Below are 16,773 nucleotides of genomic sequence, written 5' to 3'. Positions count from 1 at the left end.
CATTATGCCCTTCACCGAAGCCCATTTCGAAAACGCCATCCTCGAAATATTCCGAGACTTGCTCGGTTACGAGTACCTCTACGGCCCCGATGTCGTGAGGGACTTCGCCGAGCCCCTCTGTCTGGAGATTCTCGAAGATGCACTCGTCCGCATAAACCCCTCGCTCCCGCGCGCCGCCATCGCCGAGGCAATCGCCCGCATCCGCACCCACGAAAGCGGTTCGCTCGCCCGCAAAAACGCCCGGTTCACCGACATGCTCCAGAACGGCGTGGCGGTCAACTACTTCGACGGCAAAGAGCAGCGCGCAGGGCTGGTGCGGCTGGTGGATTACGACCTCCCGATGCGCAACCGGTTCACGGTCGCGAACCAGTGGACGGTCGAGGAGCGTTCGGTGCGCAGGGCCGACATCGTCGTCTTCGTCAACGGGTTGCCGCTGGTGGTCGTCGAGCTGAAATCCCCCTCGCGCGAGGCGACCGACGTCTCGGAGGCCTACGCCCAGCTGCGCAACTACATGCAGGAGATTCCCTCGCTGTTCGTCTACAACGCCTTCTGCGTGATGAGCGACCTGGCTACGACCAAGGCCGGGACCATCACGGCGGGCGAGGACCGATTCATGGAGTGGAAGACCGTGGACGGCAAGCTGGAGGACGCGCGCTACGCCAATTTCGACGTCCTCTTCCGCGGGATGTTCGAGAAGAGCCGCTTCATCGAGCTGCTCGGCGGCTTCATCTGCTGCTCGGAGAAGGACGGGCAAGACATCAAGATATTGAGCGCCTACCACCAGTTCTACGCCGTGCGCAAGGCCGTCGATTCGACGCTCCGCGCCGCCGAGACGGACGGCCGCGGCGGGGTCTTCTGGCACACGCAGGGAAGCGGCAAGTCGCTGTCGATGGTCTTCTTCGCCAAGCGGTTGCAGCGGGCGATGGCCTCGCCGACGATTGTCGTGCTGACCGACCGCAACGACCTCGACGGGCAACTGTACGGTCAGTTTGCGCAGTGCAGCGACTTTCTGCGACAGGTGCCCGTGCAGGCGTCGAGCCGCGCCCATCTGCGCGAGCTGCTGGCCGGGCGCGAGGCAAACGGCATCTTCTTCTCGACGATGCAGAAGTTCGAGGAGGGCGACGGGCCGCTGTCGGAGCGCCGCAACATCGTGGTGATGGTCGACGAGGCGCACCGCAGCCAGTACGGGCTGGAAGAGCACATCGACCCGCGCACGGGGCGCGTGCGCACGGGAGCGGCGCGGCTGGTGCGCAACGCCCTGCCGAATGCCACCTACATCGGCTTCACGGGGACCCCGATTGCGCAGAAGGACCGCTCGACGCGCGAGGTCTTCGGCGACTACATCGACGTCTACGACATGACGCAGGCCGTCGAGGACGGCGCCACGCGTCCGGTCTTCTACGAGAGCCGCGTCGTCAATCTCCACCTCGACGAGGAGACGCTGCGCCGTATCGATGCCGAGTACGACGCGATGGCCGAGGAGGCCGAGGAGTACGCCATCGAGAAGAGCAAGCGCGAGTTGGGGCGTATCGACTCGATTCTGGGGGCAGATGCGACGGTGGCGTCGCTGTGCGAGGACATCGTGAAGCACTATGAGGAGTTCCGCCAGTGGGAACAGACCGGCAAGGCGATGATTGTGGCCTACTCGCGGCCGATTGCGATGAAGATTTACCATCGGATATTGGAGATGCGCCCGGCGTGGAGCGAGAAGCTGGCCGTGGTGATGACTTCGAGCAACAAGGACCCCGAGGAGTGGCGGGCCGTGATTGGCAACGACGCCCACAAGAAGGAGCTGGAGCGGCGGTTCAAGGACAATGCCGGGCCGCTGAAGATTGTCATCGTGGTGGACATGTGGCTGACGGGGTTCGACGTCCCCTCGCTGGCGACGATGTATGTCTACAAGCCGATGGCGGGGCACAACCTCATGCAGGCCATTGCGCGCGTGAACCGCGTCTTCGGCGACAAGCAGGGCGGTCTGGTGGTCGATTACGTCGGCATCGCCTCGGCCCTCAGGCAGGCGATGAACGACTACACGCTGCGCGACCGCCGCAACTACGGCGACCCCGACATCGCCAAGACGGCCTATCCGGAATTCCGGAAGAAGCTGGAGGTGTGCCGCGACCTGCTGCACGGTTACGACTACGCGGGATTCCGGGGCGATTCGGACCTCGAACGTGCCCGGGCCATCAGCGGCGGCGCCGACTTCCTGCAGGCTCCGGAGCGAGCGAAGGTCAAGGAGGATTACATCCGCGAGGCGTTGCTGCTGCGGCAGGCGCTGTCGCTGTGTCAGAGCATGCCCGACCGCGAAGAGCGGCTCGAAGCGGCCTATTTCGAGGCCGTGCGCACGCTGTTGACGCGCGTCGAGGGCAAGGGAAAGATTTCGTTCCGCGAAATCAACGAGCGCATCAACGAGCTGCTCCGGCAGAGCATTCAGAGCGAAGGGGTCATCAACCTCTTCTCGGACGTGCAGGAGGAGTTTTCGCTCTTCGACCCGAAGTTCCTCGAGGAGATCGGCCGCATGAAGGAGAAGAATCTGGCCGTGGAGCTGCTGCGCAAGTTGATTGCCGAACAGGTGCAGCTCTACCGCCGGACCAACACGGTGCGGGCCGCGAAGTTCTCGGAGATCCTCGCCCAGGCGATGAGCAACTACCTGAAGGGGATGCTGACCAACGAGGAGGTAATCGAGGAGCTGTTGAAGACAGCCCGCGAGATTATCGACGGCGAGAAGGCGGGCCAGGCGCTGCACCTCACGACCGAAGAGCTGGCCTTCTACGATGCGCTGACCAAACCCGAGGCCGTGCGGGACTTCTACACGAACGACCAGCTACTGGCCATCACACACGAGCTGACCGATGCGCTGCGCAAAAACAAGACAATCGACTGGAATCTGAAGGAGAGCGCCCGGGCCGGCATGCGTCGGCTGGTCAAACGACTGCTCAAGAAGTACAAATATCCGCCCGAGGGACAGGAGGACGCACTGAACACCATCATGGAGCAGTGCGAAATGTGGTCGGAAAACAGTTGAGCCAAACGGCAAACCGGCCCTCTGCCGTACAAATGCCGTACAAATTCAAACAGAAACCGCGTCGTAGACATCTACGACGCGGTTTCTGTGAGGTCTGAAGCGGATTCGAACCGCTGTACAAGGTTTTGCAGACCTTTGCCTAGCCACTCGGCCATCAGACCATTTCTTTCTCGAAACGCCCCCTTCAGCTTTTCCCTCCAGCACCTCCGGGACCCTCTCAAGCCCCCCAGGCACCTTCTCCAGCACCTTCGGGACTTTCTCAGCCCCCTTGGCTCCTTCTCAGGCCCCCTCCGGATATCGCTCGGGCTCCCCTCGGGGCGGCTCCGGGTCGTTTCGGTTCGCAAATATACACACTTTTCCGATATCTGCAAAACTTATTCGCAACTTTACGCATTTTCCGCCTCCAACCCATCCGTCTTCGCCCGGAAATCACTACCTTTATCTCCCGCAAAAGAGTCCCCGCGACCATGACACTCGAAGACATCGCCCTGCAGATGACCCCCGGCATCGGTGTGAAGGGCGCCGCACACCTGCTCGAGGTGTTCGGCGACGCCCGCCGCATCTTCGCCGCCTCGCACGACGAGCTGGCCGGCGCTGCACGGCTGCGTCCCGAGCCGCTGCGGGCCATCCTCCAGCGCAAGGGCTTCCCCGCCGCCGAGCGCGAGCTGCTCTACTGCCGCCGCAACGGCATCCGGCCCATCGCCTCGACCGACCCCGAATATCCGCCCCTGCTGCGCGATATTCCGGACCCGCCCCACGTCATCTACCTGCGGGGCGAACTTCGGGCGCTCCACATGCGCTGCCTCTCGGTGGTCGGCACGCGCACGGCTACGCCCTACGGCGAGACGATGTGCCACGCCCTCATCGAACGGCTCGCCGAGCGGGTCGATGAGCTCTCCATCGTCAGCGGCCTGGCCTTCGGCATCGATGCCGCGGCACACCGCGCGGCCCTCGCCTGCCGGGTGCCGACCGTCGCCGTGGTGGCCAACCCGCTGCCCGGGGTCACCCCGACGCAGCACGCCGGACTGGCACGCGACATCCTCGAGCAGGGCGGCGCGCTGCTCACCGAGCTCCACTCGCAGACCCGGCAGAACGGCAGCCTCTTCCTGGCGCGCAACCGCATCATCGCGGCGCTGAGCGCCGGAACGCTCGTCGTCGAATCGCCCGCCTCGGGCGGCTCGCTCTTCACGGCCCACTGCGCCGACGGCTACAACCGCACGGTGATGGCCCTCCCGGGACGGGTCACCGACCGCATGTCGGCCGGCACCAACTTCCTCATCCGCAACCAGAAGGCACAGATGGTTCTCACGGCCGACGACATCATCACGGAGCTGCAGTGGGAGAACGCCGCACCTCAGCGCGACACCCGCACCGAGACGCCGGGCGACCGCCGTCTGACCCCCGACGAACGGGGGCTGCTGGGCTGCTTCCGCACGGACGACCCCCTCTCGCTCGAGACGCTCGGCGAGCTGAGCGGACTCGACCCGGGCGAGCTGGCCACGCTGCTGGTGGGGCTCGAGCTGAGCGGCGCCGTCCGCCAGCTCCCCGGCAACCGATACATGAAACTGCCATGAGACTCATCGACACCCATTCGCACCTCTACGAACCGGAGTTCGACGCCGACCGCGACGAGGCGCTCGCCCGTGCCGCCGCGGCCGGGGTGGAGCGGCTGCTGCTCCCGGCCATCGACTCCGAAAGCCACGAACGCCTCTTCGCCCTCAGCCGCCGCGACCCGGCGCGCTACATCCCGATGATGGGGCTCCACCCCACCTCGGTGAACGACAACCCCCGCTGGCGCGAGGAGCTGGCGCTGGTCGAGCGGCTGCTCGACGCGCCTCCCGAGGGCATCGGAGCATTCTGCGCCGTGGGCGAAATCGGCCTCGACTTCTACTGGAGCCGCGACTTCGTGTCCGAGCAGTGCGAGGCCTTCGCCGCACAGCTGCGCATGGCCTGGCGACGGGGGCTCCCCGTGGCCATCCATACCCGCGCGGCGTGGGACGAGATGGAGCGCATCATCGCGGAGGAGAGCGCCCGGGCCCGCAGCGAGGGTGCCGCGCTGCGCGGCGTCTTCCACGCCTTCTCGGAGGATGAGGGGCGCTATGCCCGCCTCCGCGCCTGCGGCGACTGGCTCTTCGGCATCGGCGGGGTGGTCACCTTCAAGCGGAGCCAGGTGGCCGCCTCCGTCCCCGCAATGGAGCTCGACGACCTGGTGCTCGAGACCGACTGCCCCTACCTCACCCCGGTGCCCCACCGCGGCGAGCGCAACGAATCCGCCTACGTGCGCTTCGTCTGCGAGCGGGTGGCCGCCCTCAAGGGGCTCCCGCCCGAGGAGGTGGCCCGCCGCACGACAGCCTCGGCCGAGCGGATGTTCGGCCTCGGGGCGCTGCCGGCCGCCGAGGAGCCCGAAAGGGCAGCAGCGGAAGTGCCCGGAAAGGCCGCAGCCGAGGAGCTCGGGAAGGCCGCAGCCGAGGGGTCCGGAAAGGCTACAACCGAAGGCCCCGACACCATGAAAACGCCCGCTTCCGAAGGAGCCGGCCGAACGACTGCAAACAACTGAATGACAACGCACCGGATATCATGAAACGCATCCGCATCACCGTCATCCGCAAGGCCTGCTACCGCGACCTGATGGAGCGCTACGAGAACCCGCTCGAACACCCCTGCGACCTCAGCGTGGGGCAGAGCTTCGAGTGCGACGGCCTAAGCCGCCCCGAGGGGCTGTGCGAGAGCGCCTGGCAGAGCCTCTCGCCCTTCGTCATGGCGCTGGCCCACGGGGCGACGGGCCTCTACGACGGGTGGATGAAGAACCCCGCCTCGGCGATGCTCTCGTGCAACGACGGCTTCCGCCCGGTGAGCTTTCTGGTGGAGGCGCTCGACGAACCGACGCCCGACGGACAGGCCCCTGGCAAACAGACCCCCGACGGCGGAGAGCCCGCCGCCCGCAAAGAACCGGCCGACCCGACACCCGGCAGCGGAGAGCCCGGCCGACCCGACACCCGGCCCGGCAACCGCTCCGAAACCCTCCGCAGCAACGCCTCCCCAACGGACACCGCACCTGCGGCCGCCCCTTCGGCTTCCGACGCCGCCCGACACCGCGGCAGACCCGCCGCAGCAACCCCAGCAACCTCCGCGACCCCGGCGGCCGTACCTGCCGCGGCCCCTGCCAACCCCGAAACCCGACCACACGAAAAAACCGAATCATAAGCTATGCGCGCATCCATCCTGATTATCTACACGGGCGGCACCATCGGCATGAAGACCGACGCCGCCACCGGCGCCCTCGTCCCGTTCGACTTCAGCGGCATCTACGAGGAGTTCCCCTCGCTCAAGCGGCTCAACGTCGACATCGACGTCGAGACGATGAACCCCGTCATCGACTCCTCGAACGTCTCGCCCGACAACTGGGTGACGCTCGCCCGCCTGATTCGCGACAACTACGCCCGCTACGACGGCTTCGTCGTCCTGCACGGCACCGACACGATGTCCTACACCGCCTCGGCGCTGAGCTTCATGCTCGAGAACCTCTCCAAGCCGGTGGTCTTCACCGGCAGCCAGATTCCCATCGGCGTGCTGCGCACCGACGGCCGAGAGAACCTCATCACGGCCATCGAAATCGCCGGCGCCAGCCAGGGGAGCCGCCCCGTGGTGCCCGAGGTCTCGCTCTACTTCCAGAACCGACTCTTCCGCGCCAACCGCACCTCGAAGCGGAGCGCCGAGGCGCTCAACGCCTTCCGCTCCTACAACTACCCGCCGCTGGCCGAGGTGGGGGTCAACATCACCTACAACTACGCCGCCATCCTCCACCCCGACCCCGCCGACTCATCGCCCGAGCTGCGCATCGCCACGTCGCTCAACGACGGGGTGGTCATCGTCAAGCTCTTCCCGGGCATCGACGCCCGCATCCTGCAGGGCATCCTCTCGGTCGAGGGCATCCGCGCCGTGGTGCTCGAGACCTACGGCGCGGGCAACGCCCCGACGAGCGAGTGGTTCATCCGCCTCATCGAGCAGGCCATCGCCCGCGGCATCCTGGTGCTCAACGTCACGCAGTGCGGCGGCGGACGGGTCGCCATGGAGCTCTACGAGACGGGACTGCGCCTGCAGAAGGCGGGCGTGCTGTGCGGCTACGACATGACCACCGAGGCGGCCGTCACCAAGCTGATGTACGTGCTGGGCAAGGGGCTTCCGGACGAGGAGAGCCGCGCGCTGCTGCAACGCCCTCTCCACGGCGAATTTACTCGATAGGACGTTGCACAGATTAAATATTTTTCCTATATTTCGCACTGCAAAGCGGCCTTTTCGGAGCCCTGAAACGGGGTCGGAGCAGACCGCGATGCAAGGTACCGAGTTGATTGATACGAAGTTGCAAATTTTCCGGCGACGTTTTTCCCGCTCGGGAGCGCATCTCCCGCGGAGCCTTCGGAAACCCTCCGAAGGAGAAAACGGCGGCGAAAAAGCGTGCCGGGAGGAGAGAAAAACGATATTTTTTCGATTTTTTTGGACTTCGGGAAAAATTTAACGGAACCGTAATCAGCCGACACCGCACCCGGCTCCGCATGGAGGGAGGCGGCGGCAGGCAACGGAACAGAAAAGGAAGAAACAAACTTTAAAACAAAACCACAAACGATTACAAATTCAACTAATCAAATTAATTTTATCTAACACAACTATGAAAAAACTTTTTTTGATTCTGTCAGTTGCCTTGTTCTCGCTGGGTACTGTTAACGCGTTTGCGCAGGAGGCCGAGGCCGCTGCTGCTCCGGCAACCGAAGAGGCCACGGTAGCCGAGGAAACCCCGGTAGCCGAGGACGTAGTAGCCGCCGAGACCGAAATCGCCGGCGAGAGCATGCACCACATTCTGATGCAGAAGTTCCTCGAGGGCGGTTGGATCTGGATGCTCCCTATTCTGCTCTGCCTTGTATTCGGTCTTGCAGTAGCCATCGAGCGCATTCTCTTCCTGTCGCTGTCGACCATCAACTCGAAGAAGCTCATCGCAGCCGTTGAGGAGGCTCTGAAGAAGGGCGGCATCGAGGCAGCCAAGGATGTTTGCCGCAACAAGCGCGGTCCCATCGCATCGATTTACTACCAGGGTCTGGACCGCTACAACCAGGGTCTCGACGCCGTTGAGAAGTCGGTTGTATCGTACGGTTCGGTACAGACGGGCCAGATGGAGTCGGGTCTGACGTGGATTGGCCTGTTCATCGCCCTTTCGCCTATGTTGGGATTCATGGGTACGGTTGTCGGCATGATTGACGCATTCGACCAGATTCAGGCAGCAGGTGATATCAGCCCGACGCTGGTAGCCGGTGGTATCAAGGTCGCCCTTCTGACCACCATGTTGGGTCTTATCGCAGCCGTTATTCTCCAGCTGTTCTACAACTACATCGTATCGAAGATTGACTCTCTGGTAAACGCAATGGAAGACTCGTCCATCACGCTGATGGATATCCTGACTGCTTACAGCAAGAAATAATCGAACGCAGAAAAACCAAAAGCAAATATGAAAAAGGCATTTAGCATATTGCTGAGCGTTCTGATGGTCATCACGGTTGCTCTTCTGGTCTACGCGATTGCGACCGGAGGATCGGAAGATGCAATCAGCGTCAACCTGATATGGGGCTACGCCCTGTTCGTGTTCGCGCTTGCATCGGCACTTTTCTGCGCCATCTTCGGGATGATCAAGAACCCGGCAGGCATCAAGGGGTCCATCCTGGCCCTGGCTCTGGTAATCATAGTCGTTGGCGTGGCCTACTTCTATTCGGCTGGCCATACGGTCAACATCGTGGATCTTCAGAACAACGGCTTCTTCGGGCACAGCGAAACCGTCATTACCGAAACGAGCATCATCGTAACCTATGTCGCTTTCGCAGCTGCATTCCTGACGGCCGTTGTTACTGAAATTTGGAGAGCTTTCAAGTAACAGAGAACAATGGCAATAGATAAGAGAAAAACACCGGATATCAATGCGGGTTCGCAGGCGGACATCGCCTTCCTGCTGCTGATATTCTTCCTGGTGGCCACTACCATGAACACCGACACGGGTCTGGTGCGCATGCTTCCGCCGATGCCTCCCGAGGATGTACAACAGGAGAACATCAAGGTCAAGGAGCGCAACCTCTTCCTGGTGCTCATCTCGGGCAGCGGCAACATCATGGCAGGAACGTCGGGCAACCAGGAGATTATTGATATCCATCAGCTCAAAGACAAGACGAAGGAGTTCATCCTCAACCCGATGGAGGACGCAAATCTTCCGGAGAAGGTGGATGAGACCTTCGACCTGCCCGACGGCAGCAAGTGGACCTACCCCGTAAGTCAGGGAGTCGTATCGCTGCAGACGACCCGTGATACCGGCTATCAGTCGTACATCATGGTTCAGAACGAGCTCACGCGCGCCTTCAACGAGGTCCGCGACGAGGTATCGATGCGCAAGTTCGGCAGCAAGTTTGCCGACCTGACGCAGGGGCAGCGCGACGTCATCTCGAAAGCAATACCTCTGAAGATTTCGGAGGCCGAACCGCGTAACATAAAGAAGTAAGCTATGGCAGTAATGAAAAAGAAGGGCAACAAGACCTTGCCCCCTATCTCGACCGCATCGCTTCCTGACGTAATCTTCATGATTCTCTTCTTCTTTATGGTTTCGACGACCATGCGCGAACAGGAACTTCTTGTAAGATACAAGCTTCCGGAAGCAACCGAGGTGCAGAAGCTGGAGAAGAAATCGCTCGTCAGCTACATCCACATCGGACAGCCGACGCTGGCCATGCAGGCGAAGTTCGGAACCGCGCCCCGCATCCAGCTGAACGACTCCTATAAGACGACCAAGGACATTCTGGACTTCGTCGCCGCCGAGCGAGACAAGCTCAACGAGGCCGACCGTGCTTCGATGACGATTTGCCTCAAGGCCGACGAGAAGACCAAGATGGGTATCGTGACCGACGTAAAGCAGGAGCTTCGCCGTGCCAACGCCCTGAAAATTTCCTATGCGGCTTCCAAGTCGCTGGGTTACTAATCCCGGGTCGACCCTCAAAGCGAAGAGCGGACCTCACAGCGAGGTCCGCTCTTTTTTTGTGCCCGCCGACATGGGAAGGGGATGCATTGGCCACCCGCCGGCGCAGGGAACAGGTCCTCCCGCCTCGGGGGAGGGAGATAACGACAGGCCTCCGCCCGTTTGCGGGCGGAAGAGAATGCTTCCTTCCTCTCGTACCCGCACACGCTGAGGGCGCCCCGGAGTCGGGCCGCAGACAACAAGACACCCCGCCCGGAAGAGAAGAGGAATTCACGAAAGGGGAAAAGCCCCCAAAAAAGGAGGGGAGAGGTGCAGGAGAGACAATGCGGAGAGGCGGTGTAGGGGAGACAGTGCAGGGGAGACGGTGCAAGAGAGACGGTGCAGGAGAGAGACGATGCAGGAGAGAGACGATGCAGGGGAGAGACGATGCAGGAGAGAGACGATGCAGGAGAGAGACGATGCAGGGGAGACGATGCAGCACACCGGGAAAAAGCAGAACCGCCCATCCAAGGAACAAGAACCACGGACTCCCCGAAAACCACGACTTATCCGGAAAACCCGGCTCACCTTAAAAAACCCGGCTCACCCGGAAAACCCCGGCTCCTCCCCGAAAAACCCCGGCCGGCCAGAATCAGAAAGAAAACTCCAGCTGGTCGTTGTCGTGAATGAACGAGAGACGGTGATAGGGCGTCAGCCCGTAACGGCGGATAGCCAGCCGGTGCTCGCGCGTGGGGTAGCCCTTGTTGCGCTCCCACCCGTACTGCGGATACTCCTCCGCCAGACGGCGCATGTACTCGTCGCGGTGGGTCTTGGCCAGCACCGAGGCCGCCGCAATGTCGGCATACTTGCCGTCACCCTTGACGATGCAGCGGTAGGGGATGTCGAGCGAGGTGTAGAAGCGGTTGCCGTCGATGGCCAGAAAGCCGGGCCGCACACCGAGCCGCCCGACGGCGAGCGACATCCCCTCGAACGAGGCCTTGAGAATGTTGATTTCGTCGATACGCTCCGGCGAGACCGCCTCGACGGCCCACGCCACGGCCTCCTGCTCGATGATGGGACGCAGCCGGTCGCGATTGCGCTCGCTCATCTGCTTCGAGTCGTTGAGCAGCGGATGGTGGAAGTCGGGCGGGAGGATGACCGCCGCGGCAAAGACTGCCCCGGCCAGACATCCGCGCCCCGCCTCGTCGCACCCCGCCTCAGGAAGTTCGTATTGGAAAGAGGTCTCCAGCATGACGGGAACAAAGTTACGAATAATTTAGGCCCGTTCAGGCTTTTTCGCTACTTTTGTCGAGGCGAAACCGCAGAGCGGAGAGCCGGAAGCGAGTCAGCCCCGGGAATTGCGAACCGGGAGGCAGACAGACCTCCGGAATCGCGGACCGGGAGACAAACAGGGCCCGGAACAGGTAGCCGGGTGCCCGGCGGACTGAACCCCGACAGGCAACCGGAACCACCCGAACAAGCGGGACCTCCGGCGCAGCCGAAGCCGCCAGAACCAACGGATAAGGTTCCACCCCGGGCCCGAATCGAAGGAGCCGAGACGTCCGTCAAAAGATTTCCGGGGCCAGAGCGGAGAAGAGGGAGCCGCCCGAACCGAATGGGGACGCCCCGTCGGACCTGCACCGGCCCGACGGGCCCGCAGAGCGCAACCTAAGCCACCCGAACCCCAGGCCGCCCGAACAACCGAAGCCACGTCGCATCCGAGCCCGTCCGGACCGACGGATAAGGTTCCACCCCGGGCCCGAATCGAAGGAGGCAAGACGCCCGGAGCAAGCTGGACCCGCCCGGAGCGACCCGCTCCCCGGCCCCCGGAAACGAGCCAAACCGCTCCCCCGGAAACCGGCCAAACTGAACTCCGGAAACCGGCCAAACCGAAACCCGGAAGCCGCCGGCCACCGGTGGCCCCACAAAGCACAGGCAATGAACTTCGACATAGCAAGACAGCCGATTATTCCGGCATTCGTGACGCTGCTGCTTGTAGCCGGCGTCGCCAGCGTCGCCCCCACGGCTGCGCCGGAGGCCGTTGCGCCCCTCTCGCAGCTCGACGGCTGGCTGCTCGACTTCGAGCAGAGCGCCCCCGTATGGAGCCGCGTCATGAGCTTCGTGCTGCTGCTCTGGGCCGGACTGCTCACGGGGCGCATCACCGTCCGCTACGGACTCTACGCAACCAACAGCTGCGTGGCCATTCCCCTCTTCGGCATCGCCGCCGCCTGCGCCTGGCCCGCCGCCGGGCTCGTCGGCGCCGTCACGCTGCTGCTGCTCGCCCTCTCGACCCACAACTTCTGCCGTTCGTTCCGCAACGGCTACGCCTTCGACAACATCTTCCGCGCAGGGCTCTATCTGGGGCTCGTTCCGCTCGTCTACCTGCCCGCCGCACCGCTGATGCTGCTGCTGCCGGCCGCCGTCGTGCTGCTCAAACGGACGCTGCGCGAGCTGACCGTCACCCTCGCGGGCATGCTGCTGCCGCTGCTGACGGCCTGCTACCTCAACTGGGCCACGGGCGCGCCGTTCGACGCTCCGCTGCAGCAGGCCGTCGAGCTCTTCACCCACAACGACGGCATGCACCTCTGGAACCTTCCCTGGCCCGCGCTGCTGCTGCCCGGAGCGCTGCTGCTGCTCGACATCGCCTCGCTGGCCGCCTACCTCAACAGCGTCTACTCGGTCGGCTTCAAGGCGCGCGGCATCCTCGCGCTGGCGGGCTGCATGCTGCTGCTCACCGTCGCCGTCGCGCTGCTCCCCTGCGCCACCTCCGTGGCGCTGCTGCTCTGCGCACTCCCCACGGCGCTGCTGGCCCCCTTCCTGCTCGTACGGATGCACTACGCCCTCTCGCTGGCCCTCTACACACTGCTGCTCGTTTGGGCGCTTGCAGCCCCCTACCTTTGGGCGCAGCTCACCGCCGCACTCCGGTAACGAGGCCCTCGCCACAGCACATCCCCTCCGGTCCGGGAAAAACCTGCACCGCACCGCGGCAAAGGATTGTTCAGCCCCAAAAAGGCTTGCCAACATCGCTGCAAAGGTCCACTCCCGATAAAAGGGGACACCGCCGCAAAGGGTCTTCCTCCCAACAAAAAGAACCGGTCATAACGCGCGGCAAAGGGCCGCACGACCCCACTGTCGCCCTGCCCCGGGACACTCCTCAAACCATCCACACTGCTATCCCCGCTGTCGGCCCCCGACAGCCTCCACGTCCACTCCCGCCCCCCTTCATTACGACCGCCCTTCCCGCCGCTGTGCCCCGTCTGCTTTCCATCCCGATAGCCCGCCCCGGGGACAGAAACCCCGCCTTCCGGTCAACTCCTCCACATCCATCCGCCGCCCCATACCGCAACAAAACCGGCAATCCCCACGCATTCCTCCCCCCGAAGCATTCCTTCCCCGAAGCAACCACTCCCGCAGCAAGTCCCCGCAACCGCCGCCCCGGCCTGCACCCAACTGCCTCCACAACCGGCCAGCCTACCGCAGCAGTCCCGCAGCAACCGCGCAAGAGACCATCCGCAACTCACCACAACCACCCCCGCACCCCTTCGTCCCGCCGCCCCGTCCGCCCTCCATCCCGATAGCCCTCCCGCCGCAACACTCCCCCCCCGCAACACTCTCCCCCGCAGTCGTCCCGCAACCCGCCCTGTTCCAACACACTCGACGCCTCCGCATACCCCTGCATACCCCCGCACACCCTCGCGCATACCCCCGCACAAAGCCCCACGCAGAGCCCTGCACAAGCGCCTGCGCCGCTGCGCCGATACCCGATTCGGACCCCCTCGCACCTCGTTCGGTCCTATTCGCCCCATTATGACACAAATAGGGTATTTATTATTTTATTTATTAAATATTATATTGTATATTTGGAGGTGAACACCTAGACGCAACTTCCTGTTCACCGAAACCAAAAACACAATTACTGCATGAAGAATTCTACAACTCCCTCGGCCCAACAGCCGATGATTGTGAAGTATGTCGAAACGCTTCACAACGGCATCCAGTCGCTGGCCCTCTCACGCTACGCCATAGGCTATATCCTGCGCGGCACGAAGTATGTCTACGACGGCGACAAACGCCAGGCCTTCAACCGCGGCGACGTCTTCTACCTGGGGCTCGGCCACCACTACGTGGAGAACGTCCCCGAAAACGGCCAGCCCTTCGAGCAGGTGCTCTTCTACTACACGCCCGCCGACCTGCAGCGCATCCTGCTCCACCTGAACATCACCTACGGACTCAACATCTCGAACGACCATTCGTGCGAAAACTGCCACAACCGCACCCACGTCGCCATGCCCGCATGGAGCTCGCTGCGCAACTTTTTCGTCAACACGAACAACTACCTGCGCGACGAGAGCTTCCTGCAGGACGAGACCGCCGAGAGCATCAAGATGACGGAGCTGATTTACCTCATCGCCTCGCACGAGGACTGCTGCATCAAGAGCAAGCTGCTGAGCAACATCGACACGGCCAAGGAGAACTTCGAACAGACGGTCTACGACCACATCTTCAAGGATATCTCCATCGAGGAGCTGGCGCGGCTGACCAACCGCTCGCTCACCTCGTTCAAGAAGGAGTTCCGGCGCCACTTCGAGATGCCGCCCCACAAGTGGTACATCCGCCAGAGGCTGATGCACTCGCGGCTGCTGCTTATCTCGACCTCGAAGTCCATCTCGGAGATAGGCGTGGAGTGCACCTTCCCCAACACGTCGCACTTCATCAAGCTCTTCAAGAAGGAGTACCGCATGACGCCGGCAGCCTACCGCAGCCGCCACCTCCGCGCCGCCGAGGGGGACAGCCAGCCCCGCACGCAGCCGGAGGAGGCGCTCTCCGCACGGCCGGGCGCTGCCGGAACGCCGCCCCGTGAGGCGCCGCACGAGACTCCGGCCCGCGAACAGCCTCAGCCCGCCGCTATGGAGCCGGCCGAAGCTGCCATGGCCTGAGGTCCGCCCGCCGCTAAGGCTCACGCCGGAACGATGCTGCGAGAAGTGTTGCGCAAGACTCCGGCCCGCAAACAGCCTCAGCCCGCCGCTATGGAGCCGGCCGAAGCTGCCACGACCTGAGGTCCGCCCGCCGCTAAGGCTCACGCCGGAACGACACGCACCGGGGAAGCGGAGCGAAGAAAACGGTCGGACGGCACGACGGGACGGCAGCACGGCGGGACGACAGGACGGCGTGCCGGCGGAGAGCCCGGTACCTTGTCCACACCGGCCCTGCTCCTGCCGGGACGAACGGCCGAAACCCACATCCCGCTCCAGACCGGGAAATGCCTCCGAAGACGGAGCCCCGAAGCCTCACCGGCCCCGGAGCTCCGTTTCGTTTGTCCTCCATCCTGCCGGTCTCAGCCTGACACCAGACTGTCGCGCCCGTCCGCGCCCATACCACCGACCGCCAGCCCCGGCCGCCGCTTCCCTCACCCCTCCAGCTCCCTATCGGCCATCCCGCTGCCGAAGCGAAGCGGAACGGAAACCCGAACCGCACGCAACAAATCGGCCTCACCCGCCCTCGGATTCGTCCCTTCCAAACGGCCGAAAAACCCCGCCCCAGACCGCACAGCGGCGATTCGCCCCGTTGCAAAGAGCTGAGAACGGAGTTCGGAATTAGTTGAAAAAATTACAAATTTTGCACTAATTAAAAAATTTCAATTATAAATCATCGCATCCAAGGGGAGGAAATTGTAAATTTTGTAAGAAAAATATTTGGATTTCGCTAAAAATCGATTTACCTTTGTGTATCACAACGTGGGAATCTCCCGCTTCTCATTAACCTAACTAACCTAACCAGAGGGGCCCCGATACCGGCAGGTATACGCGGTCCCCTTTTTTTGTGCCCTGACCGCAGGAACGGAATCGGTCCGATGCACCAAACGAAAAGAGTCGCCGTTTCGTCGGCACAAACCTTTTTGCAACCCTCCGCACCCATCAAATCCGTCCGACACCCCGCAATAGCGGCACGACCCCATCAGCCCCAACACACCCCCGCCGACCCCGACACAACACACCTCCTCGACCCCAACTCCGGCCCGACCGCTGCCCCGGCAGACGACACACGTCATCGGCTCCGAAGCCGCCCGGTTCCCGCAGCCCCGGCACGTACCGGTTCCGGGCATCCGCCCAGAGCCCGGCGGAGGAGGAGGGCACAACCGCGCCGCTGGCCCGCTCTGCGTTCCGCAGCGGACATCCGCACAGAAGACCCGGCGCCCCGCTTCGCTGCCACCCGGAAACATCCTCACTCAGCTGCCGCCCGGAAACACCCCGCCCTGGGCCCGCAAAGGAGCAACCGCGCCGATTGTTCCGGCTGTTCCGGCCGAACCGACCGCTCCTGCCGGCCCCTTCATTCCGCGCCGCCTTTTCCCTCAAGCCACCCCAACCGCGCAATCCCGGAGACCCGCCGTCCGGAAACATCCCCGGGCCCGCGGCTGCCTGCCGCTGAAAGCTGCTTCACACCCCGGTTCCCATTTTTCACCCGCCCGGACCCCGCAAACGCAACACGCGTCCCGTTAACACCGCGCCGCTACCGCTCGGAAGCCCCCGCGGCAACCCGGCACAAGTTCCCACAGCCGTCAGAAACACCGCTCGCTCCACCGCTCCACCACCCGCCCGGACCCCGCAAACGCAGCACGACGCCTGTTGACACCGCGGCGTCACCGCTCGGAAGCCCCCGCGGCAACCCGGCACAAGTTCCCACAGCCGTCAGAAACACCGCTCGCTCCACCGCTCCACCACCCGCCCGGACCCCGCAAACGCAGCACGACGCCTGTTGACACCGCGGC

Annotated in this window: 12 protein-coding genes and 1 tRNA gene; 11 read left to right on the top strand and 2 right to left on the bottom strand. The window is 63.4% G+C overall.

Translation table 11 applies throughout. From position 1 onward, the window contains the following. The first annotated feature begins 4 nt into the window (after positions 1-4). Positions 5-3,025 carry a type I restriction endonuclease subunit R gene (locus tag C8267_RS09405; protein ID WP_106634446.1) on the top strand — a complete coding sequence of 1,007 codons (3,021 nt, stop codon included), beginning with the start codon at positions 5-7 and terminating at the stop codon, positions 3,023-3,025. 90 nt (positions 3,026-3,115) lie between these two features. Here C8267_RS09405 and C8267_RS09400 read toward each other — a convergent pair. Beyond that, positions 3,116-3,186: transfer RNA gene (locus C8267_RS09400), tRNA-Cys, on the bottom strand. A 306-nt stretch (positions 3,187-3,492) separates the two neighbouring features. Here C8267_RS09400 and dprA point away from each other — a divergent pair. The 8 genes from dprA (at position 3,493) to C8267_RS09360 (ending at position 10,031) form a co-directional block, all read left to right on the top strand. After that, positions 3,493-4,599 carry a DNA-processing protein DprA gene (gene dprA, locus C8267_RS09395; protein WP_106634445.1) on the top strand — a complete coding sequence of 369 codons (1,107 nt, stop codon included), beginning with the start codon at positions 3,493-3,495 and terminating at the stop codon, positions 4,597-4,599. Continuing rightward, positions 4,596-5,582 carry a TatD family hydrolase gene (locus C8267_RS09390; protein ID WP_106634444.1) on the top strand — a complete coding sequence of 329 codons (987 nt, stop codon included), beginning with the start codon at positions 4,596-4,598 and terminating at the stop codon, positions 5,580-5,582. Before dprA ends, C8267_RS09390 begins: the two co-directional genes overlap by 4 nt. A 20-nt stretch (positions 5,583-5,602) precedes the next feature. Then, positions 5,603-6,229 (top strand): TIGR04076 family protein, encoded by a 627-nt coding sequence (locus tag C8267_RS11175; protein WP_106634443.1) that lies wholly within the window; start codon positions 5,603-5,605, stop codon positions 6,227-6,229. A gap of 3 nt (positions 6,230-6,232) precedes the next feature. Then, positions 6,233-7,267, top strand: a complete 1,035-nt coding sequence (locus C8267_RS09380) for an asparaginase (protein WP_106634442.1) — start codon at positions 6,233-6,235, stop codon at positions 7,265-7,267. 424 nt (positions 7,268-7,691) lie between these two features. Further along, positions 7,692-8,495: a MotA/TolQ/ExbB proton channel family protein gene (locus C8267_RS09375; RefSeq protein WP_106634441.1), complete on the top strand. Its 804-nt coding sequence runs from the start codon at positions 7,692-7,694 to the stop codon at positions 8,493-8,495. 27 nt (positions 8,496-8,522) lie between these two features. Then, on the top strand, positions 8,523-8,942 hold the full coding sequence (locus C8267_RS09370; protein WP_106634440.1) for a hypothetical protein: 420 nt from the start codon (positions 8,523-8,525) through the stop codon (positions 8,940-8,942). A 9-nt stretch (positions 8,943-8,951) separates the two neighbouring features. Then, the gene (locus C8267_RS09365) at positions 8,952-9,557 is read left to right on the top strand and encodes an ExbD/TolR family protein (RefSeq protein ID WP_087361957.1); all 606 of its coding nucleotides are present in this window, start codon (positions 8,952-8,954) and stop codon (positions 9,555-9,557) included. A 3-nt stretch (positions 9,558-9,560) separates the two neighbouring features. Beyond that, complete coding sequence (locus tag C8267_RS09360; protein ID WP_442778180.1) at positions 9,561-10,031, top strand: ExbD/TolR family protein; 471 nt, start codon at positions 9,561-9,563, stop codon at positions 10,029-10,031. Between the two features lie 628 nt (positions 10,032-10,659). Here C8267_RS09360 and C8267_RS09355 read toward each other — a convergent pair. After that, positions 10,660-11,259: a ribonuclease HII gene (locus C8267_RS09355; RefSeq protein ID WP_087361956.1), complete on the bottom strand. Its 600-nt coding sequence runs from the start codon at positions 11,257-11,259 to the stop codon at positions 10,660-10,662. A gap of 686 nt (positions 11,260-11,945) precedes the next feature. Here C8267_RS09355 and C8267_RS09350 point away from each other — a divergent pair. Beyond that, positions 11,946-12,935: a hypothetical protein gene (locus C8267_RS09350; protein WP_106634439.1), complete on the top strand. Its 990-nt coding sequence runs from the start codon at positions 11,946-11,948 to the stop codon at positions 12,933-12,935. 992 nt (positions 12,936-13,927) lie between these two features. Continuing rightward, the gene (locus tag C8267_RS09345) at positions 13,928-14,944 is read left to right on the top strand and encodes a helix-turn-helix domain-containing protein (protein WP_106634438.1); all 1,017 of its coding nucleotides are present in this window, start codon (positions 13,928-13,930) and stop codon (positions 14,942-14,944) included. The last annotated feature ends 1,829 nt before the right edge of the window (positions 14,945-16,773 follow it).

It is taken from the genome of Alistipes sp. Marseille-P5061, assembly GCF_900290115.1.
Taxonomy (GTDB): Bacteria; Bacteroidota; Bacteroidia; order Bacteroidales; family Rikenellaceae; genus Alistipes; species Alistipes excrementigallinarum.
This window is presented reverse-complemented; position numbering and strand designations above follow the sequence as displayed.

Bases quoted from the DNA above. Each gene is read 5' to 3' on its own strand.
- C8267_RS09405 (WP_106634446.1), top strand. From the start codon at position 5: ATGCCCTTCACCGAAGCCCATTTCGAAAACGCCATCCTCGAAATATTC.
- dprA (WP_106634445.1), top strand. From the start codon at position 3,493: ATGACACTCGAAGACATCGCCCTGCAGATGACCCCCGGCATCGGTGTG.
- C8267_RS09390 (WP_106634444.1), top strand. From the start codon at position 4,596: ATGAGACTCATCGACACCCATTCGCACCTCTACGAACCGGAGTTCGAC.
- C8267_RS11175 (WP_106634443.1), top strand. From the start codon at position 5,603: ATGAAACGCATCCGCATCACCGTCATCCGCAAGGCCTGCTACCGCGAC.
- C8267_RS09380 (WP_106634442.1), top strand. From the start codon at position 6,233: ATGCGCGCATCCATCCTGATTATCTACACGGGCGGCACCATCGGCATG.
- C8267_RS09375 (WP_106634441.1), top strand. From the start codon at position 7,692: ATGAAAAAACTTTTTTTGATTCTGTCAGTTGCCTTGTTCTCGCTGGGT.
- C8267_RS09370 (WP_106634440.1), top strand. From the start codon at position 8,523: ATGAAAAAGGCATTTAGCATATTGCTGAGCGTTCTGATGGTCATCACG.
- C8267_RS09365 (WP_087361957.1), top strand. From the start codon at position 8,952: ATGGCAATAGATAAGAGAAAAACACCGGATATCAATGCGGGTTCGCAG.
- C8267_RS09360 (WP_442778180.1), top strand. From the start codon at position 9,561: ATGGCAGTAATGAAAAAGAAGGGCAACAAGACCTTGCCCCCTATCTCG.
- C8267_RS09355 (WP_087361956.1), bottom strand. From the start codon at position 11,259: ATGCTGGAGACCTCTTTCCAATACGAACTTCCTGAGGCGGGGTGCGAC.
- C8267_RS09350 (WP_106634439.1), top strand. From the start codon at position 11,946: ATGAACTTCGACATAGCAAGACAGCCGATTATTCCGGCATTCGTGACG.
- C8267_RS09345 (WP_106634438.1), top strand. From the start codon at position 13,928: ATGAAGAATTCTACAACTCCCTCGGCCCAACAGCCGATGATTGTGAAG.